The following is a 15,943-nucleotide window of genomic DNA, read 5'->3' as shown; positions in this document are numbered from 1 at the left end:
TGTGTTATCCGCGACGGGAGAGTGTTGCCTGCTAAAAAGGAATAACAACAGTGAAAATCCTTTCCCGTTCCACCCCTGCCCTGTTGGTTTGCCTGGTTTTGTCCGCCGACGGCCACGCCGAAGGTTTTATTGACGATGCCAAGGCCTCGCTGAACCTGCGCAACTTTTATATCAATCGCAACTTTGTCGATCGCAATTATTCCCAAGCCAAGGCCGAAGAGTGGACTCAGAGTTCCATCCTCGATGCACGCTCGGGTTTCACCTCGGGCACCATTGGCTTCGGCCTGGATGTGCTGGGCCTGTATTCGGTGAAACTCGACGGGGGCAAGGGCACTGGCAACACTCAATTGCTGCCGGTACATGATAAAGGTCGCCCGGCGGATGATTTTGGCCGGTTCGGAGTGGCATTGAAAGCGAAAATCTCCAGCACCGAATTCAGGGCCGGCGAATGGGCGCCAGTCTTGCCGGTGTTGCGTTCCGACGATGGACGCTCGCTGACCCAGACCTTTCGCGGGGCGCAATTGACGTCTCGCGAACTCAACGGCCTGACCTTGTATGGCGGTCAATTCCGCGCCAACAGTCCACGTAATGACGCAAGCATGGAAGCCATGTTTATGGCTGGCCGTGCGAAGGTAACCTCGGACCGCTTCAACTTCGGCGGCGTCGAATACCAGTTCAACGAGAAAAACACCCAAGCGGGCGTCTGGTATTCGGAGTTGGTTGATATCTACCAGCAACGCTATTTCAACTTGACCCACAGCCAACAGGCAGGCAACTGGGTGCTGGGGGCTAACCTGGGTTATTTCACGGGCAAAGAAAACGGTAAGGCCCTGGCCGGAGATCTGGAAAACCGGGCATGGTCGGCCATGCTGTCGGCGAAAATTGGTGCCCACACGTTTTATCTCGGCGGACAACGGATGTTCGGGGATAACGCTTGGATGCGAGTGAATGGCACCGCGGGCACCAGCTTGGCGAACGACAGCTACAACTCCAGTTATGACGCGGCACAAGAGCGCTCCTGGCAGGTGCGTTATGACCATGACTGCGTGGATCTGGGCCTGCCGGGCCTCACATTGATGACCCGCTACATCAGCGGCAGCAACGCCCACGTCGGTACCGTGAGCGATGGCAAGGAATGGGGCCGTGAATCGGAACTGGCGTATGTGGTGCAAACTGGACTGGCCAAGAACCTCAGTGTGCGGTGGCGCAACTCCACTTTGCGCAGGGATTACAGCTCCCTGGAGTTTGATGAAAACCGCTTGATTGTCAGCTATCCACTGTCGTTACTGTAGGAGCCGGTTTCGGAGCCCCATTTTAATAAGTCGACTAATTCCGAACACATCGATAGGTGGTTCTGACGCCATTGCTTAAATGCTTCTTCATTGAAAAGCTCAGCGATTGGTGTCCGGTTATTTTGTCAAATCAGGACTTTTTCAGGATTTCTCCAGAGCATGGTCAGGCTTGCCTTCCTACTGGTAAGTAATATTGACGGTGGCAGATGCTTTGATGGGGCCGACAGTCACTTTGTCTGGAGCAAACGGGAAGTAGAACGCACCCAGTGAGACGCTAAAGAGATCGGGGCTATAAATACCGGGTTGCAATCTGTGAATCGAAGTCGCTCGTCCGCGTGCCATCGATGATCGTGAAAATATCACGGGCGCCGATGGGTTGTTTGCAGCAACCAGCATGATTCCGACTCCTTGCGCTGCAAGGGGCGTTGATCAACCAGATAGGTATCCCGAGTGCCCAAGTCAGTACTAGAGAGGAAAATGTCAACCATGCGGTCCGAGAACCCATTCCCCGGAGGTTGTCACAGCTAAAGTTTAAATTAAATGGAGTATAGCCAATCCGCGAACCTGCGGTAAGGCTTGAAATGCCGACCTCTGGAAGACTGACGGTTAGCCCGGGGTTGTCCAACTTGCAAGTGGTATAGGTGGGCGTGTAGATCAATGCCAAGTTTTGAGTGAACATATTTCTTTTCCAATCGGGCGCTCCGGCCACCAGATAGTACGCCGAGCTGAAAATTGAACCAATCCATTCAAGCAAACCCATGTTTGAGTCGTCGACGACATTTACGAAATTTTTGAGCAGCGCCACGCTACTGCCAAATTTTGTCTCGTCAGGTCCAGTCACGTTTTCCAAGGTAAATCGCATCGTAATGGCCGTATTCACCTCGGCGCCTCGATGTGAACCCGATTTCATGGGTATGGATTCCGGCATCGAGATTATTTCTACCCGAATCCAATAGGCGCCATTGTGAAATCCGATTAATACCCCGCCAGATTTTTTAAGAGCAGATTGATACTTTAGTTGTTCGCCTCCAGAACAACTAAACGGCCGATTCGTAAAATTAGTATAAACTGTCGTCGTCCACGTTGGGGAAATATCCTTTTTTAAGCGCTCCGAAAGATCCAGCACAATATCAGGGCCTCGGGATGTAATATCATCATAGCACGTTGCATTGGCGGCATAGTTGAAAATAAGGTTCAATAACAAAACAGCAAAAAACAACTTGGTTGTTGACCAAACAGACATCAGCACGTCTCCACTTATCGACACGAAACGGACGCTCGAGGCGCGAGTACATCCGGCAGGTTTATAGCGCAGACACTGTCATGCATACGCACTGTTAGCTGTGATGGTCGTTTGTCATAATTTATATATAACGTACTAGCTTGGCCAACATAGCCGATAGAGTTCCCGGCTTGATCCAGCACCTCGGCGCCGAAGGGCAACGGGGAACCATTTGCATGTAAAGCACGAAAGTTCAACGCCTGACGCAAGTCAGTTTTGAATGTGACCTTTGCCACTGCGTCGGCAAACGGCACGCTGTGAGCAACGTTGCCTATGACTCTCCCTCCCGAGGTATTAGCTCCCTCGGACAGCATGATTGAATTTGTGCGGTACGGGCTTGCGTAAGGTACAAGCGCGTAACCATCTTCATCGGTAACGACACTGGCATCACCATTGACAACCATTCCCTTGGCCTTGGGAGCTTCGACAACTAGCATCGTATTACCCATATCATTGGATGCCAGAATTTTTCCTGGAATCATGACCACCGTGCCGCGTGCGTCCAAGCCAAACTGTCGGTAATCGGATGCTTCACCGAGGGTCCCCCCGACGGTGACGTTGTTGGCGCGGTAAGTGCTGCCCACACTGATGGCACGGTTCTCAGGGTCGTGACTCGCCGCCACACTATAACTAAGTCGTTGAGATTGCAGGGCGCTACCGCTGACACTCGTATTGCTTTGCGAATAACGTGATTCGGCAAATGAAACACTACTGGCGAGGGTTGCACGATTGGAGAACATCTCGAATGGAATAGTAAAACCAATATACGACCGCGTCTGCTCATGCCCATGTGAATCACGAACCTTGTTGACGGACAGACTAATGGATACCTGGTTAAACGATTTTGAAAAGCCAAACTGGTACTCCCGACTTTTTTTGTTGGAGCCCCAGTAATCTCGTTGCACGCCTGCGAAATATACAGACCCCCATTCGCCGGGCAGGCGTTGACTAATATTGAGGCTGAAATTGTTACGCGGCCGTGCACCGGTTAACGAATCCCAGGTCTTCATGTCAATAACAGAAGTGTCTTCGGTCTGATGTATGTCAAATCGATTCTGGTATTTTTTTCGATTTTTGCTGAAATTATTTTCTTTCGCATAAATGGCATCATCGAACGTATAGAAATTTGCACTTGAGTACCGAAAAGCGCCTAGCGTAAAATTTGTGGCAGTGGCATCGAGTAGTTTACTGTAGGTGATTCGAATACTCTGACCGGTGAAATTTCGCTCTTTTAGATCCGTGCGTGCATGGGTAACGTCCAGAGACAGAGCACCCACTGGCAAATTAAAGGCGCCGCCGATCAGGTACGCTTGATATTCGGGGCTCATTGTACTTCCGAGGTAACCCGTCGCGCGATTATCAAGCCCTCGTTGCCAGGTAGCCTGAAAAAAATCCGGGGTATAGTTCGTATTAGGTTGTACTGCTGAGCCCAATGTTAAAGCGTATTTACTGACACCAGCTTTCAGCATGCTTGGAACAGACGAAAAAGGTATTGTGAATGAAGTGACCTCTCCGCTAGCCTCTTGAACAATCACTGTGAGATCCCCCGCCGAACCGGTCTGCGGTAATGCATCAATCACGAAGGGACCTGGCGGTACGTTTTCCTGATAGATGATGCTACCGTTCTGCTTCACTATCACCAGTGCATTGGTTCTGGCGGTTCCTCGGACCACTGGAGAAAATGCTTGCATTGAATTAGGAAGCATGTTGATGTCCGAAGACAAACCGACGCCTTTGGTTTTAACAGATTCAAATAATTCCCCGCCGGAATAAAACTCACCGACTCTTACCACGGACTTCAGTGACGCAATATTATTTTGCGCATAACGGAGATTCGACTGGTACTGGATCCGCTCGTCGGACCGCTTACTTGCCGAGCCAAGCTCTCTAAACTGCCACCCGCCGATATTTACACCTAGATTCAGGCCTGAGTAAAAGTCATTGGTGGCGACATTTGTACTTTGGGCTTCCAGCCGGTTATAAACAGCATTGTAGCCAAGGATCAATGCAGGCAGTCCAGGATCCCAGAACTGCGGATCAATGTAGCTTTCATCAGTACGTCGTACATAGGCCTGAGGGACACTCACGCGAAGGCTCTGTGTGCTGATATCCAAGACAAAAGTAGCCCCCTCTGAAATGTATTGGACCGGAATCCAATTATCGGAATCCGCAGCGGGTGACACCCAGGAGGTTTGCAGCCCCAGTTCTGAAATAGCGGTTGAGGCGATTTTAACATCCTCTCGCGTACTACCAAGCAACACCTTAAATCGGCCTTTCCATAGATCATTTACATAAACATCCAATTTATGTCGGCCAGCAGGCAGTTCAACATTACTCAAAAATCTGGAGAGATCTGATTCTTTCGACCTGCCGGCCAGAAGCGAAGTGTCAAACAACTCCGCGCGCGCTTCATGCATCACCGTTGAGACGCTCATTAGTACGCTAAAACAAGCGAAAGTCTTTATTGTTTCTACCTGAGAAATCGATTTAGCGCAATGTGACCACTTCATCTCGGTATGCACCCAGGTCGTCAACATAAGTCAAAATATATTGAGTACCAGGCTCAAGCTTAGTATTGCCTGGTATGTCCAATGAAGAATAAGGAGCAATCATGTTGGACCCCGCGATTTCAACGCTCGAGTTTTTTTCCGCAATTCGCACAATCGTCAAGTGATAGGCGTTGTCATTGAAAACAGACACACCCGTGCCGCGTGCCATAATTCTGATGTTTTCATTACTGAAGCCAGGGAGCGACTTCAGAGCGCTAGGGCGAAAAAAAAGCTTGACGCGTGTTCTAAGGGCTAGTTGCAGCGTATTTTGCCCTTGCAAGTGTTCCGGAAATGCAGGTATTTCTAGAACATTCAAATAAAATACACTTTCACGATCGCCGGCTACCGGTTGGTCAGTTTTTTCGATCCTGAGTTGCTGCCCGCCGTGGCCGAGCACTTTGACGATGGGAGGGGATAACAAAAACGGTACCTGCGCTGTTTCAGGCGTAGAGTTGACATCTCCATCATCAATCCAGGCCTGAACTAAAGAAGCATCCGCCCCCGTGCTCGTCAGTTGTACGGTTTTAAATCCCTTACTTTCATGGTAAATAATTCGCGTACCATTCAAAATTATGTTTGCTTGGGCACAGGCGGAGCCCAAGACGAAACACCCCAATATCAGTAACTTAAACATCGTATGCCTCAAACCAGGCCTGCTGTAGCGGCCTGGAGCTTCGAAGGACGTATCAGAGATACGAAATGGTATATATCAAACTAGAGCTTATTGACCCTACCCTTGCAGCAGCCGTGTTTGTCTTGTAATAGTAAGCGTCGAACACTAGGGTGTCTGAATCGGGCGACTTCTTTGCACCGATGATCCCGGTATTAAACGGCGTATTCAGTTGCACAGGTGTTTGCGTTCCAGGTAAGCCCAGAGAAAAGCCAACGTTTTTGGCAACCGCCGCGTCACTCTCGTTAACCGAGTTATTCAGCAGATATTTTCCATCGGTGGAGATATTATCCGCTGACGAAAAGTACATCATCAGTGGCGTGGTCGGCGCAGCTGGCGTAGTCGCGGAACTGCTGGCCGCATTACAGCCCGAAAAGGTCATTGAAAATGACTTCTTGTTCTTCAAGATTGGACCTATTGTCGTCCCAGCCTCTGCCACCGTGATAGGTGCAAGTGCGACAGTGAAGTCGGCACTCTTGCCACCATTGATTGTGCAAGTGGTGTCGGTGATCATGCCGTTAAAAGAGATCACGCCACCTGACACGTTTGTGGCAGCTACGGAGTGGACACTAGCAATAACAGCCGATACGGCCGCGAACGTTTTAATGTATTGTTTCATAAGATTTCCAATTGCATTAGTAGATTTTAGGAAGCCATGAATGTCGTGCGATTAATTTTGATTTGTTCGCGCTTGGTAACAAGGCGATTAAAAATAACCTCTGCATATTCCTCTCAAAACAACCGAGTACGGGCGCTGGAGACGCCCCTTCCGAATTTACCGCAATATTCAACAAATACTTCCGAAGGCATAGAGCGTGCAAAGAAGAAACCTTGTGCATATTGCACACCGAGCTGAATCAAACGCTGACATTGCGTGCCAGTTTCGACGCCCTCTACCACCATTGACATGCTCAGCTTCTCTGTAAGCGCAAGTGCGAAGGAGATGATCGCCTCAACTTGAAAATCATCCGGAACTCTCTGGACAAATGCCCGATCGAGCTTCACCTCGGTAAACGGCAATACGATAAGTCTCTCCAGCGTTGAGTACCCTGAGCCAAAATCGTCCAATGACAATCCACATCCTGCACGTCTTAAATGCAACGCATTTTCGTAAGCGGCGGAACTACCGGGGAGCGTCGCGGACTCCAAAATTTCAAAAACAATGCTGTTGTGCCTTACGTTATTTCTTTCTATTTCTTCAATTAACCTCTCTACCAAATTTTTGTTCGCTAGTTGCACTGGATGTAAATTCAATGAAAGAGGCACTAGAGCATCCATTTGCGTCAGCTGTCTCTGAAGTGCCAACCCCTGTCTGAATAATATCCAGAGCAGTGAGTCGATCAGCCCGTGCTGCACCATCGCTGGGATAAACTCCCCTGCTGGCAAAACTCCCCTGACAGGATGGTTCCAGCGCGCCAACAACTCGCCGCCCGCGACCTGGCGATCAAGCAGATGAATCTTGGGCTGTATAAAGGCTTTAAATTCCTGTGACTCCAAACCTCGTTTGATATCAGCCACAAGATGTAGCTGAGAGTGGGCAGTGCTTGCTGCTGCAGCTCTGACTCCAGATTCGCTTTCGAGGTATGTTGGGAATTGACGCTTCACGGTATTTCAAATCCCTATATAGAAGGAGTGGTTAAGTCGTGATGGCGGCACTGTAAGCAGGATCAGCTGTGGTATCTGTAGGAAATTTCCCAAGTGGCGAATCGTGGAGAATGCGGCGATCTATTTCTTTTCATGCCAGCATCGTTGCTAGCCAGCATCCTGGAACGCGGGGGCAGTCCACAGACAAGCTAGATCGCACACCACAGATGGAGGCTGGCGTGTCGTAAGAAATTTCCTACATTACCGCTGCTCGAATCTGACCTATCCTTGATCTGCTCTTGGTGACAGCCTGAGCTATTCAAGGTTTGGTGTTACAGAGGTGTCGATGTGAAAGCGATGATTGTGGACGATCACCCTATTATCCGTGTTGGTGTACGGATGCTCTTGAAGGAAGAAAATTTTGATATTGTCGCTGAAACCGGCGATGGTGCTGAGGCGGTACAGATGGTACGCACGCATGCCCCGCAGTTACTGATACTGGACATCGCAATGCCAATGCTTGATGGCTTGGAGGTTCTGACGCGTATAGGTACTTATGGGCTGACGACCAAGGTTTTGATCTTTACGTCTCAAGAGCCAAACTTTTTCGCTCGCCGTTGCATGCAAGCAGGTGCCGCCGGGTATGTGTGTAAAACCGGCGACTTTGCGGAGCTGCGCAGAGCCGTCAGAGCCATCATGAGTGGCTATCCCTTCTTCCCCGAGTTGCCAACAAGTTCGGTGTGCCGTACGGACACAGAGAAATCCGAACAGTTGATGATCCAGAATCTCTCGAACCGTGAGCTCGCTATTTTGCAGCAATTGGCTCGTGGCTTTAGCAATAAAGAAATCGGCGAGGCTATGCTATTGAGCAACAAGACAGTTAGTACGTATAAAACCCGACTTGCCGAAAAACTCCAAGTACGCTCGGTCGTCTATCTTGCCGACTTCGCCAAACGAAACAACCTTATATAAATGAAGTACCGGACAGAATTGCTTTGCGTGTTGGCGATCTGGAGCTTGACATTAGATTCATTTTCGGCAGCCGCTGTAATCGAGTCGTTACCGCTGAACGGGCGGTCGCACATGATGCCACTTATCCAATCCGATAATTTTCCCAATAAGAGCTGGTTACAGCAAAAAAAAATTATCACGTTTGGTACGTCCCTTGCGGGAGCCCCTCCCTTGGAAATCAGAACGTTAAAAGGTGAATACAGCGGAATTACCGCTGATTACCTTGAACTGATTTCCGACGCGCTGGGTGTGGAGATTCGCGTCCGGCGATATGTTGATGAAGCTTCGGCGGAAACCGCGTTACTTAACGGTGAAGTTGACATGTTGGCTCCCCCGGGAACGAGACATACTTCTGAGGAGTCATTTATTGAATCGTCCTCTTATTGGGTGGATCCCAGCGTGATCGTGACTCGACAGAAAGCTTTCCCCCTCAACCCTTCGCAGCGGGTGCTTCATTTATCTGCGGTGACGTCTTCAACTGGACTGGAGGCTCTGCACAAGTCATACCCTAACGTTACAATTACAAATTACCCGACCTCCCTGGAAGCGATTGCGGCTGTCAAATTCGATTTAGTAGATGGCTTTGTGGGTGGTGCCCTGGATGCGGCACATGTGATCAATGCCAATTTTTTTTCTGGTTTGTATTTAAGTCCGATTGAAGAGATGTCGAGTATGAAGCGCTTCAGGTTTCGGCGATCCGATCAACATCTGCAGCGCGCGGTCAACTTGGTATTGTCGGCGGTTAACCAAGAGAAACAAGCAGGCATCATACAGCGCTGGACCGGTACCTCGCTCTACCCCCCGCCCCTCTCTGAGCTGAATTTGACACCCACCCAGCGCCACTGGATCACTGAAAACTCCCCAGTCAAAATTGGTCTCGTCACCGATTATCCGCCCATCTCCTTTAACGATCAAAACTATGCTTACCGGGGTATAGCTGCTGATGTTCTTGAATACGTAAGCGAGATCACGGGTTTACATTTTAAAATTATAGAGTGCTCCTCAGCAGAAGAGGTCAGAACGAAGCTCGCGAATGGTGAGGTCGATATCGTACTTAATTTGTCCGGTATCCGACCCGATGCTGAAATCATTTACACCCGCGCGTTTCTCTCGACTCCGAGAGTTCTGATTTCGCGCGCGTCGGATATGTGGATCACACAAATTTCTGATCTGGCAGGACATCGCGTTGCTTTCGACACTACCAATCTCGATTTTGTGGATTATCTAAGGCGAGAATATCCGGACATAATACAGGTGCCCTCCGATGGCATTTATACATCGCTCCACTTACTCAGAACAGGCCAAGTGGATGCCAGCATCGGGAATTTTGCAACGGCCAAGTATGCGCTTGCGAAAAATCAGAGGGATAATTTGCGCATAGTCAATGTCGTGGATGGCAAATTTTCTCACTTTGCAATGGGGACACGTCCTGAGAATAAGCTTTTATATTCTATTATCGATGCTGCGGTCGCATCGCTTAATCCGGAACAGCTGAGAGCGTTGGCGAGTCGTTGGGGCGGCGACGTGGCTGTCGATAAAACCGAGCTGGTCGCTGCACGCAGTGTCTACTACCGAGGGATAGTGTCGGCCGTTCTTCTTCTCGCGGTCGCCATCGTCTGGATCCTGTACCTTCGGCATCTCATCAACCAGAGAGTCATCGCTGAAAAAGCGCTGCGAGATCAAATGAAGTTCATGGAGACTCTTATTAATAGTCTCCCGCATCCCATATATGTGAGGGATCAAGCTGCACGTTTGATCACCTGCAATCAGCGTTATCTGGCAGAAACAGGACTATCATCGAGCGACGTAACGGGGACGCTCCTGACCGACTACTCATTCATACCGCCAGAGTATGCAAATGTCTTTCAGAATAGATACCTGCATGTGATGGCGAGGGGCGAACAATACTCGGAGGACATGAAGCTTTATCTCCCTGGAGGTCGTTCTATTACCGCCTTCCATTGGGTTGTGCCTTACCAGGATGATGATGGCGTAATCAAAGGTGTTATTGGTGGGTGGGTGGATGTCACAGAGCGTGAAGCGTTGCTATTAAAACTCATAGAAGCGAAACATGAGGCCGATAGCGCCAGTCAAGCCAAAACAAAATTTGTAGCAACCATAAGCCATGAAATCAGGACGCCGATGAACGCTGTCGTGGGTATGTTGGAACTTGCCATGATCAAAGCCCGGCAGGGGGTACTTGATCGACTGGCAATCGAGGTCGCTTACGACTCTTCGAAGAACCTTGTGGGTATCATCGGGAATACATTAGACATCATACGCGTCGAGTCGGGGCATCTGACACTCGCACCTGAGCGTGTGGCGTTGAAGGATCTTATCATTTCGACCACGCGCGTTTTTCACAGTCTCGCTCGGCAGAAAGGGCTCAGTATTGACGTCAAGGTTGATGCGTTGGCTGAATGCGAGGTGTTTATCGATCCACTTCGTTTCAAACAGATACTTTCCAATTTGCTGAGTAATGCGATCAAGTTCACCTCGCAGGGTAATGTCACCGTCGATGTCAGCGCTCATCGATGGAGTACCAGCCACTTGGCGTTAAACGTCTGTGTCCGCGATACCGGCGTGGGAATTAAGGCCGAAGATATACCAAAGCTGTTTACGCCTTTTAGCCAAGTGGGTACTGATAGCGCTTCACTTTCGGTTGGGTCAGGATTGGGATTGAATATCAGCAAGGCACTGTCTTCGATGATGGGTGGAACCTTGAATCTTCGGAGTGTCTTTGGAAAAGGTACGGAGGTTGAGTTAACTCTTAATGTGGAATTTGCACCACCCGAGCTCCGTAACGCGGTCAGCATCCTCGAAATGCCCATGAGTCGCGAACTGAAGATCCTGGTGGTGGATGATCATCCGGCCAATCGCTTGTTGCTGACCCAACAACTCATCTATCTCGGCCATCAGGTGGCCGATGAAGTTGATGGTATCAGTGGATTCCGCGCCTGGAATGCAGGCGGGTTCGACGTCGTGTTCACTGACTGCAATATGCCCATTCTGAACGGCTACGACCTGGCCAAAAAAATCCGTCACGTGGAGAAAACGTCAGCTAGAGCCCCTTGCCTTATCTTAGGCTTTACCGCAAATGCTCAGGCGCGTGAAGTGGAAATGTGCAAGGCAGCAGGAATGGATGACTGTTTGTTCAAGCCTGTCAGCTTGGATGATTTGGCAAAACGCCTGCAACACCTGGCAACGCCGGTTGATGCACGTGACTCAGAAAGCGAATCTTCGCAACAACAGACGAGCTTTAACATTGCCAACCTGACACAACTCGCAAGTCATGATGCCGAGCTCATGACTAAATTGCTACACGACATCATCCGCGAGAGCGAGGAAGATTTACGGCATATTCTCAGGTTGTTCGCCCTGGACGATCATATCGGCTTATATGACCTGGCCCACCGCGTGAAGGGGGTAGCAAGAATCATAATGGCTAACCGCGTGATCAACGCCTGTGATCAATTGCAACTTGCCTGTTCAGGGCCTGATAGTACGGAGTTTGCGAAAGTCGTTGATGAACTGTATCAATCCGTTGAGAACCTGCTCAGCGATTTGAATAACTTTCTGGCCTCGACGGATTCGTGAGCCCCAGAGCATATTCGAGAATATACCCGACCCCAGGCAAGATTTTTCTTGTGCACAACCCTCAATCAATTGCATAGGCTTTTGCGATTTTTTGGAGACGTAGCGATGCAGAGAACTCAAGAGAGAGTCGTCGTGATAGGAAAGCGTTTTGGCGAGATGCTGGAGTTCACACGCTTGCTTAACCGCCTGGGGATTTTCAACATTACGCTTCGTAGCACTGCAAAAGAGGTTGTAGAACTGCTCGAAGCTGGAGATCGATTCGAAACGTTGATCTTCGACAATTTTGAAGTTCGCAGGGACAGCGATTGCCTGAAATCCCTTGCTTGGTATCGCGCGATAAACCTGATCATTCTCACCTCGGATGTGAACTTTCAGGAGCGCCGTCACCTTGCCGAGTGGGCCAAAAAACGCTCACTACCCTCACTTCGTATATTGCAACTACCCGTCCGAGGCGAAGATTTGCAAAGGATCATAAAACCGACCCCAGCCGGAAACCCTCGCGCTACAGCACTCTAGGTTCTAAGTCGGTCGAACTCACCTTTCACTTCAGCTCTTTACGCATCAGCGCATTCGGCAACGACACACCGCGGGTGACCGAGAGCTTTCTCTCCACTACATGAAAACCGTGACGCTCAAAGAAGATCTCAGCGGTGCGACTGACGTCTGAAGTGAGTTCTCGAATTCCCAGCATATTCGCTTCGTCGAGGATACGACCCATAAGAAGAGTGCCGATGCCTTGACGAGCATGGGCACCGGAAACAAAAAAATGGTCGATGTAACCATTGGACTGAATATCGGCATAGCCCACTATTTCGCCGTTGTGTTCAGCGACAAACGGATTGATTGTTCGCATCCGTGTCGTCCAGTACTGCGGGTCAATGTCTTCTGGTGCCCAAGCATCAATTTGATGTTGAGTGTAATCAACCGCTGCGAGTTGATGAATGCTCGAGAAGAAGACACGAAACAACGCGGCCTCATCTCCTGGCGAGAAACGGCGAATTTTCATAAGCATCCATGAGGTTTAGTCAAAGGGAAAAGCCTAGGCTACAGGCTGCACCAGAGAAGGGAAACAGCTCACTCACCGTGTCGGCCTAGCAACTATGAACATACATCGATGAACATACCCTTCTACTCATCGACCGCTTAGCTAGCTCTGATAGGCTTCTTGTAGACTTATGAACATCAGACATCACCCACTTGTTAAACGACAGGTCATGTCGTAGATGTTCATGAGTTGCCTAAGGCGCTGATTCGACAACCCCCTTCTGGCGTCCACTCTCTCAACGGGCCATGTCCTTCGTGTTCATGGCGAGTCATTCAATGAGGGGCTGCCGTTGAAGCTGATTCAGTGCCGTTTCTCTTCAGGTCAGCGTGTACCGCTGCTGGTGCAAGTTGGTAACGCCGCGCCGTTGCCCTTAATCATTCCATTCATCTACGTCCAACTTGAACTCAGGCACCGTGCGTGCAACACGGCTGCGGCGCACCTGCGAGCGATCCAGGACGTCAAAGGCGTTGCATATGCATCAAATGGAACAGGCGCTGCCACCGTGTTTTTCAAGGTAGCGCTGATGTTCTTCATCCGCCTTTTGAAATTCACCCAGTGGCAGGATCACCGTAGCCACTGGCTTGCCCAACTGGCCACTGGCATCCAGCTGCTGCCTGGCGACAAGCGCCAGTCTGGCCTGCTCGGCACTGTTGAAGAACAGCGCGGAACGGTATTTCGCCCCGACGTCCGCACCCTGTCGGTCGACTGACGTGGGATCGTGCAGTGTCCAGAAGTGTTCGACCAGACGGCTGTAGGAAATGAGTCGGGGATCGAAGTCGACTTGCACGACTTCGATCAGGGTGGCGTCGCTCAGGTCTGACCGCGCAAACCCGACGCGTGTGTCGAGCACACCCGGCAATGCCCGGAATGAGGCTTCCGCCCCCCAGAAACAGCCGGCACCCAATGTCGCCTGCTCTGGCAGAACGTCGCCTGGAACATCACTCATGCGCGGCCTCCTCCCCCTTTAGATATTGCAGGTGCAAATGCAACTGGGCGATATGCTCCGGGCCGATCCCACAGCATCCGCCGACAATGCTGGCCCCTGCGGCAACCCATGACTTCGACCAGTCCAGGTAGGACTCGGGCCCAGATCGCGCCGAATGTCCAACAAATCGCTATTGGCCTCGGCTTTGGCACTGACAGGGGGAAAGCATTGGCATAAACCCCCAGTTCGACAGGATGATCCAGGTTTTCAATCACAGCGCGTGCCTCAATCAAGGCCGCGGCCATCACTTCCGGCTGGCTGCAATTGAAGAGCACCGCCTTGGCCCCCAGCTCAGCCGCCACGCGAACCGCATCGGCAACGGCCTCGTTTGAGCGTAATCGCGGTTCCCGGCCCTCTTCATCCAACAGCGTGAATGACACCCAGAGTGGCGCGGGATCCGTTCCGAGGGCTTCGACCACCGCCCGCACTTCAGCAATGGAGCTTTGCGTTTCGGCCAGCCACACATCGACGTGCGTTCGCAATCCGGCAATGAGTTCGCGGTGGATCGCTACTGAACGCTGATGATCGAACAGATCCGGCCGGTACGACCCCAACGCCGGCGGCAACGACCCGGCCACGGTGACCGCATCGGTACTTTCGTCGGCGGCCTGCCGCGCCAGCCGTCCGGCACGCTCAGCCAGCGCTCTTCCCTGCTTGGCAAATCGCTCGTCGCCAATATGAAAAGGCACCACCGCATAGCTATTGGTGGTGATGATCCGAGCGCCCGCTGTCACGAACGCCTGATGCGCCTGCAGCACATACTCGGGCGCTTCGATCAGCGCGAGGGCCGACCATTCCGGTTGACGGAACGGCGCGCCGATTCGCTTCAACTCGCGTCCCATGCCACCATCGAGTACACGTACGTTCGCTCTGGTCATTGGGTTGAACTCACTTGCGGCGCCTGCGATACAAACCACTGGTCAACAGTAGAAGGGTTGGCTTGGACCCAAGCCTTGGCGGCGACGTCTGCTGGCTGTTTTTCCTTTTCGATCTTCTGGATCAGTCCGTTCAACTGTGCCGGGTCGATGGCGAAATTGTGCAGAAACTCGGCAATTTTCGGCGCGCGCTTTTGCAGTGCGGTGGAAGCCAGGACGTACACCTTGGCATCCGGGAAGGCGCAGGTGATGTGGCTCTTGTTCAGCCAGTCGGGATCGACGGTCGGGCTGACGAATTTCCAGCAGCCATCCGCCTTGTAGAGAGGATCTTCTTTTTTGTTGTCCTGGGCGTAGCCATCGAACGCGGGTTCTTCCAGGCGACGCAGATCATAGGCCGAGAAAATCCAGTCAGGGGTGTAGGCGTAGAACACCACGCCGCGTTGCGCCTTGTAAGCCGAGGCCAGTTTGGCGTAGGTCACCGAGGCTTCCGTCGACACGGATTCGAATTTATCGGCGAAGCCGTAATCCTTGGCCTTGATCTGGCCGATATACGTCGACTCCCAGCCCGCCGGCCCCACCAGCAGTTCGGCCTTGCCGCCGCCCACTGGCTCGAAGAGCTTGGCCACTTCCGGTTTTTTCAGGTCGTAGATCGATTTGACGCCGTACTTGTCTTGCAGATAACCGGGAATGTAGAAGCCTTGTTCGCCGGTATAAGGATGAGCATTGGGTACCAGTGAGCGGGTGCCTCCCGTGACGTACTTGGCCCAAGCCGCGGACTGATTGGGCAGCCAGATGTCAGTCAGCACATCCACAGAACCGTCGCCCTTGGCCGCCGCACTGAACAGCACCGGCACGTCCCCGGCCAGATACGACACATCACCGTCCAGACGGGTTTTGATCACCTCACCTAGAATGTGTTGAATGGCGATGGCTCCCGTCCAGTTCTGTTCGCCAATGACAATTTTGTCCTTGGCCATCACGCTGGCCGGCACGATCAGGGAAGCCAGCACTGCGGCCGCACTCAGGTTACGCAATAGATGTTTTGTCACGATA

The 15,943-nt window shown here is 51.3% G+C and carries 12 protein-coding genes and 1 pseudogene; 4 read left to right on the top strand and 9 right to left on the bottom strand.

Going from position 1 to position 15,943, the window contains the following annotated elements:
- Positions 1–98: 98 nt before the first annotated feature.
- The gene (locus C6Y56_RS14270; protein WP_249314440.1) at positions 99–1,292 is read left to right on the top strand and encodes an OprD family porin; all 1,194 of its coding nucleotides are present in this window, start codon (positions 99–101) and stop codon (positions 1,290–1,292) included.
- A 289-nt stretch (positions 1,293–1,581) separates the two neighbouring features.
- Here the strand turns inward: C6Y56_RS14270 and C6Y56_RS14265 are convergent, their stop codons facing one another.
- From C6Y56_RS14265 to C6Y56_RS14245, 5 genes are all read right to left on the bottom strand, one after another.
- Positions 1,582–2,535 (bottom strand): hypothetical protein, encoded by a 954-nt coding sequence (locus C6Y56_RS14265; RefSeq protein ID WP_169430430.1) that lies wholly within the window; start codon positions 2,533–2,535, stop codon positions 1,582–1,584.
- Between the two features lie 14 nt (positions 2,536–2,549).
- Positions 2,550–5,084, bottom strand: coding sequence for a fimbria/pilus outer membrane usher protein (locus C6Y56_RS14260; protein ID WP_212633383.1), 2,535 nt, complete (start codon positions 5,082–5,084; stop codon positions 2,550–2,552).
- Positions 5,062–5,757 carry a fimbrial biogenesis chaperone gene (locus C6Y56_RS14255; RefSeq protein WP_169430429.1) on the bottom strand — a complete coding sequence of 232 codons (696 nt, stop codon included), beginning with the start codon at positions 5,755–5,757 and terminating at the stop codon, positions 5,062–5,064. Before C6Y56_RS14255 ends, C6Y56_RS14260 begins: the two co-directional genes overlap by 23 nt.
- A gap of 52 nt (positions 5,758–5,809) precedes the next feature.
- Positions 5,810–6,412, bottom strand: coding sequence for a fimbrial protein (locus C6Y56_RS14250; protein ID WP_169430428.1), 603 nt, complete (start codon positions 6,410–6,412; stop codon positions 5,810–5,812).
- A 113-nt stretch (positions 6,413–6,525) separates the two neighbouring features.
- Positions 6,526–7,398, bottom strand: a complete 873-nt coding sequence (locus tag C6Y56_RS14245; RefSeq protein WP_169430427.1) for an EAL domain-containing protein — start codon at positions 7,396–7,398, stop codon at positions 6,526–6,528.
- A gap of 336 nt (positions 7,399–7,734) precedes the next feature.
- Here C6Y56_RS14245 and C6Y56_RS14240 point away from each other — a divergent pair, with 336 nt between their 5' ends.
- The 3 genes from C6Y56_RS14240 to C6Y56_RS14230 all read left to right on the top strand — a co-directional run bounded on the left by C6Y56_RS14240 (position 7,735) and on the right by C6Y56_RS14230 (position 12,501).
- The gene (locus tag C6Y56_RS14240; protein WP_085703082.1) at positions 7,735–8,349 is read left to right on the top strand and encodes a response regulator transcription factor; all 615 of its coding nucleotides are present in this window, start codon (positions 7,735–7,737) and stop codon (positions 8,347–8,349) included.
- Between the two features lie 111 nt (positions 8,350–8,460).
- Positions 8,461–11,985: a transporter substrate-binding domain-containing protein gene (locus C6Y56_RS14235; protein WP_169430426.1), complete on the top strand. Its 3,525-nt coding sequence runs from the start codon at positions 8,461–8,463 to the stop codon at positions 11,983–11,985.
- A gap of 105 nt (positions 11,986–12,090) precedes the next feature.
- On the top strand, positions 12,091–12,501 hold the full coding sequence (locus C6Y56_RS14230; RefSeq protein WP_134786387.1) for a hypothetical protein: 411 nt from the start codon (positions 12,091–12,093) through the stop codon (positions 12,499–12,501).
- Positions 12,502–12,526: 25 nt separating this feature from the next.
- Here C6Y56_RS14230 and C6Y56_RS14225 read toward each other — a convergent pair whose 3' ends face one another.
- The 4 genes and pseudogenes from C6Y56_RS14225 to C6Y56_RS14210 all read right to left on the bottom strand — a co-directional run bounded on the left by C6Y56_RS14225 (position 12,527) and on the right by C6Y56_RS14210 (position 15,867).
- Entirely contained in the window at positions 12,527–12,991 is a 465-nt protein-coding gene (locus C6Y56_RS14225) for a GNAT family N-acetyltransferase (RefSeq protein ID WP_169430425.1), read from the bottom strand.
- A 517-nt stretch (positions 12,992–13,508) separates the two neighbouring features.
- Positions 13,509–13,976, bottom strand: coding sequence for a peptide-methionine (S)-S-oxide reductase MsrA (gene msrA / locus C6Y56_RS14220; protein WP_169430424.1), 468 nt, complete (start codon positions 13,974–13,976; stop codon positions 13,509–13,511).
- Positions 13,969–14,893 (bottom strand): annotated as a pseudogene (locus C6Y56_RS14215) (homocysteine S-methyltransferase family protein). The gene msrA and the pseudogene C6Y56_RS14215 overlap by 8 nt, the downstream one beginning before the upstream one ends.
- Entirely contained in the window at positions 14,890–15,867 is a 978-nt protein-coding gene (locus tag C6Y56_RS14210; RefSeq protein ID WP_249314438.1) for a glycine betaine ABC transporter substrate-binding protein, read from the bottom strand. Before C6Y56_RS14210 ends, C6Y56_RS14215 begins: the two are co-directional and overlap by 4 nt.
- Between the last annotated feature and the right edge of the window lie 76 nt (positions 15,868–15,943).

It is taken from the genome of Pseudomonas fluorescens (assembly GCF_012974785.1).
GTDB lineage: Bacteria > Pseudomonadota > Gammaproteobacteria > Pseudomonadales > Pseudomonadaceae > Aquipseudomonas > Aquipseudomonas fluorescens_BT.
The sequence above is the reverse complement of the archived record's forward strand: the minus strand, read 5'-3'. Positions and strand labels throughout refer to the sequence as shown.

Coding starts and splice junctions, on each gene's coding strand:
- C6Y56_RS14230 (WP_134786387.1), top strand. CDS start 12,091: ATGCAGAGAACTCAAGAGAGAGTCGTCGTGATAGGAAAGCGTTTTGGC.
- C6Y56_RS14255 (WP_169430429.1), bottom strand. CDS start 5,757: ATGTTTAAGTTACTGATATTGGGGTGTTTCGTCTTGGGCTCCGCCTGT.
- C6Y56_RS14240 (WP_085703082.1), top strand. CDS start 7,735: ATGATTGTGGACGATCACCCTATTATCCGTGTTGGTGTACGGATGCTC.
- msrA (WP_169430424.1), bottom strand. CDS start 13,976: ATGAGTGATGTTCCAGGCGACGTTCTGCCAGAGCAGGCGACATTGGGT.
- C6Y56_RS14225 (WP_169430425.1), bottom strand. CDS start 12,991: ATGAAAATTCGCCGTTTCTCGCCAGGAGATGAGGCCGCGTTGTTTCGT.
- C6Y56_RS14260 (WP_212633383.1), bottom strand. CDS start 5,084: ATGAAGTGGTCACATTGCGCTAAATCGATTTCTCAGGTAGAAACAATA.
- C6Y56_RS14250 (WP_169430428.1), bottom strand. CDS start 6,412: ATGAAACAATACATTAAAACGTTCGCGGCCGTATCGGCTGTTATTGCT.
- C6Y56_RS14265 (WP_169430430.1), bottom strand. CDS start 2,535: ATGTCTGTTTGGTCAACAACCAAGTTGTTTTTTGCTGTTTTGTTATTG.
- C6Y56_RS14210 (WP_249314438.1), bottom strand. CDS start 15,867: ATGGCCAAGGACAAAATTGTCATTGGCGAACAGAACTGGACGGGAGCC.
- C6Y56_RS14235 (WP_169430426.1), top strand. CDS start 8,461: ATGATGCCACTTATCCAATCCGATAATTTTCCCAATAAGAGCTGGTTA.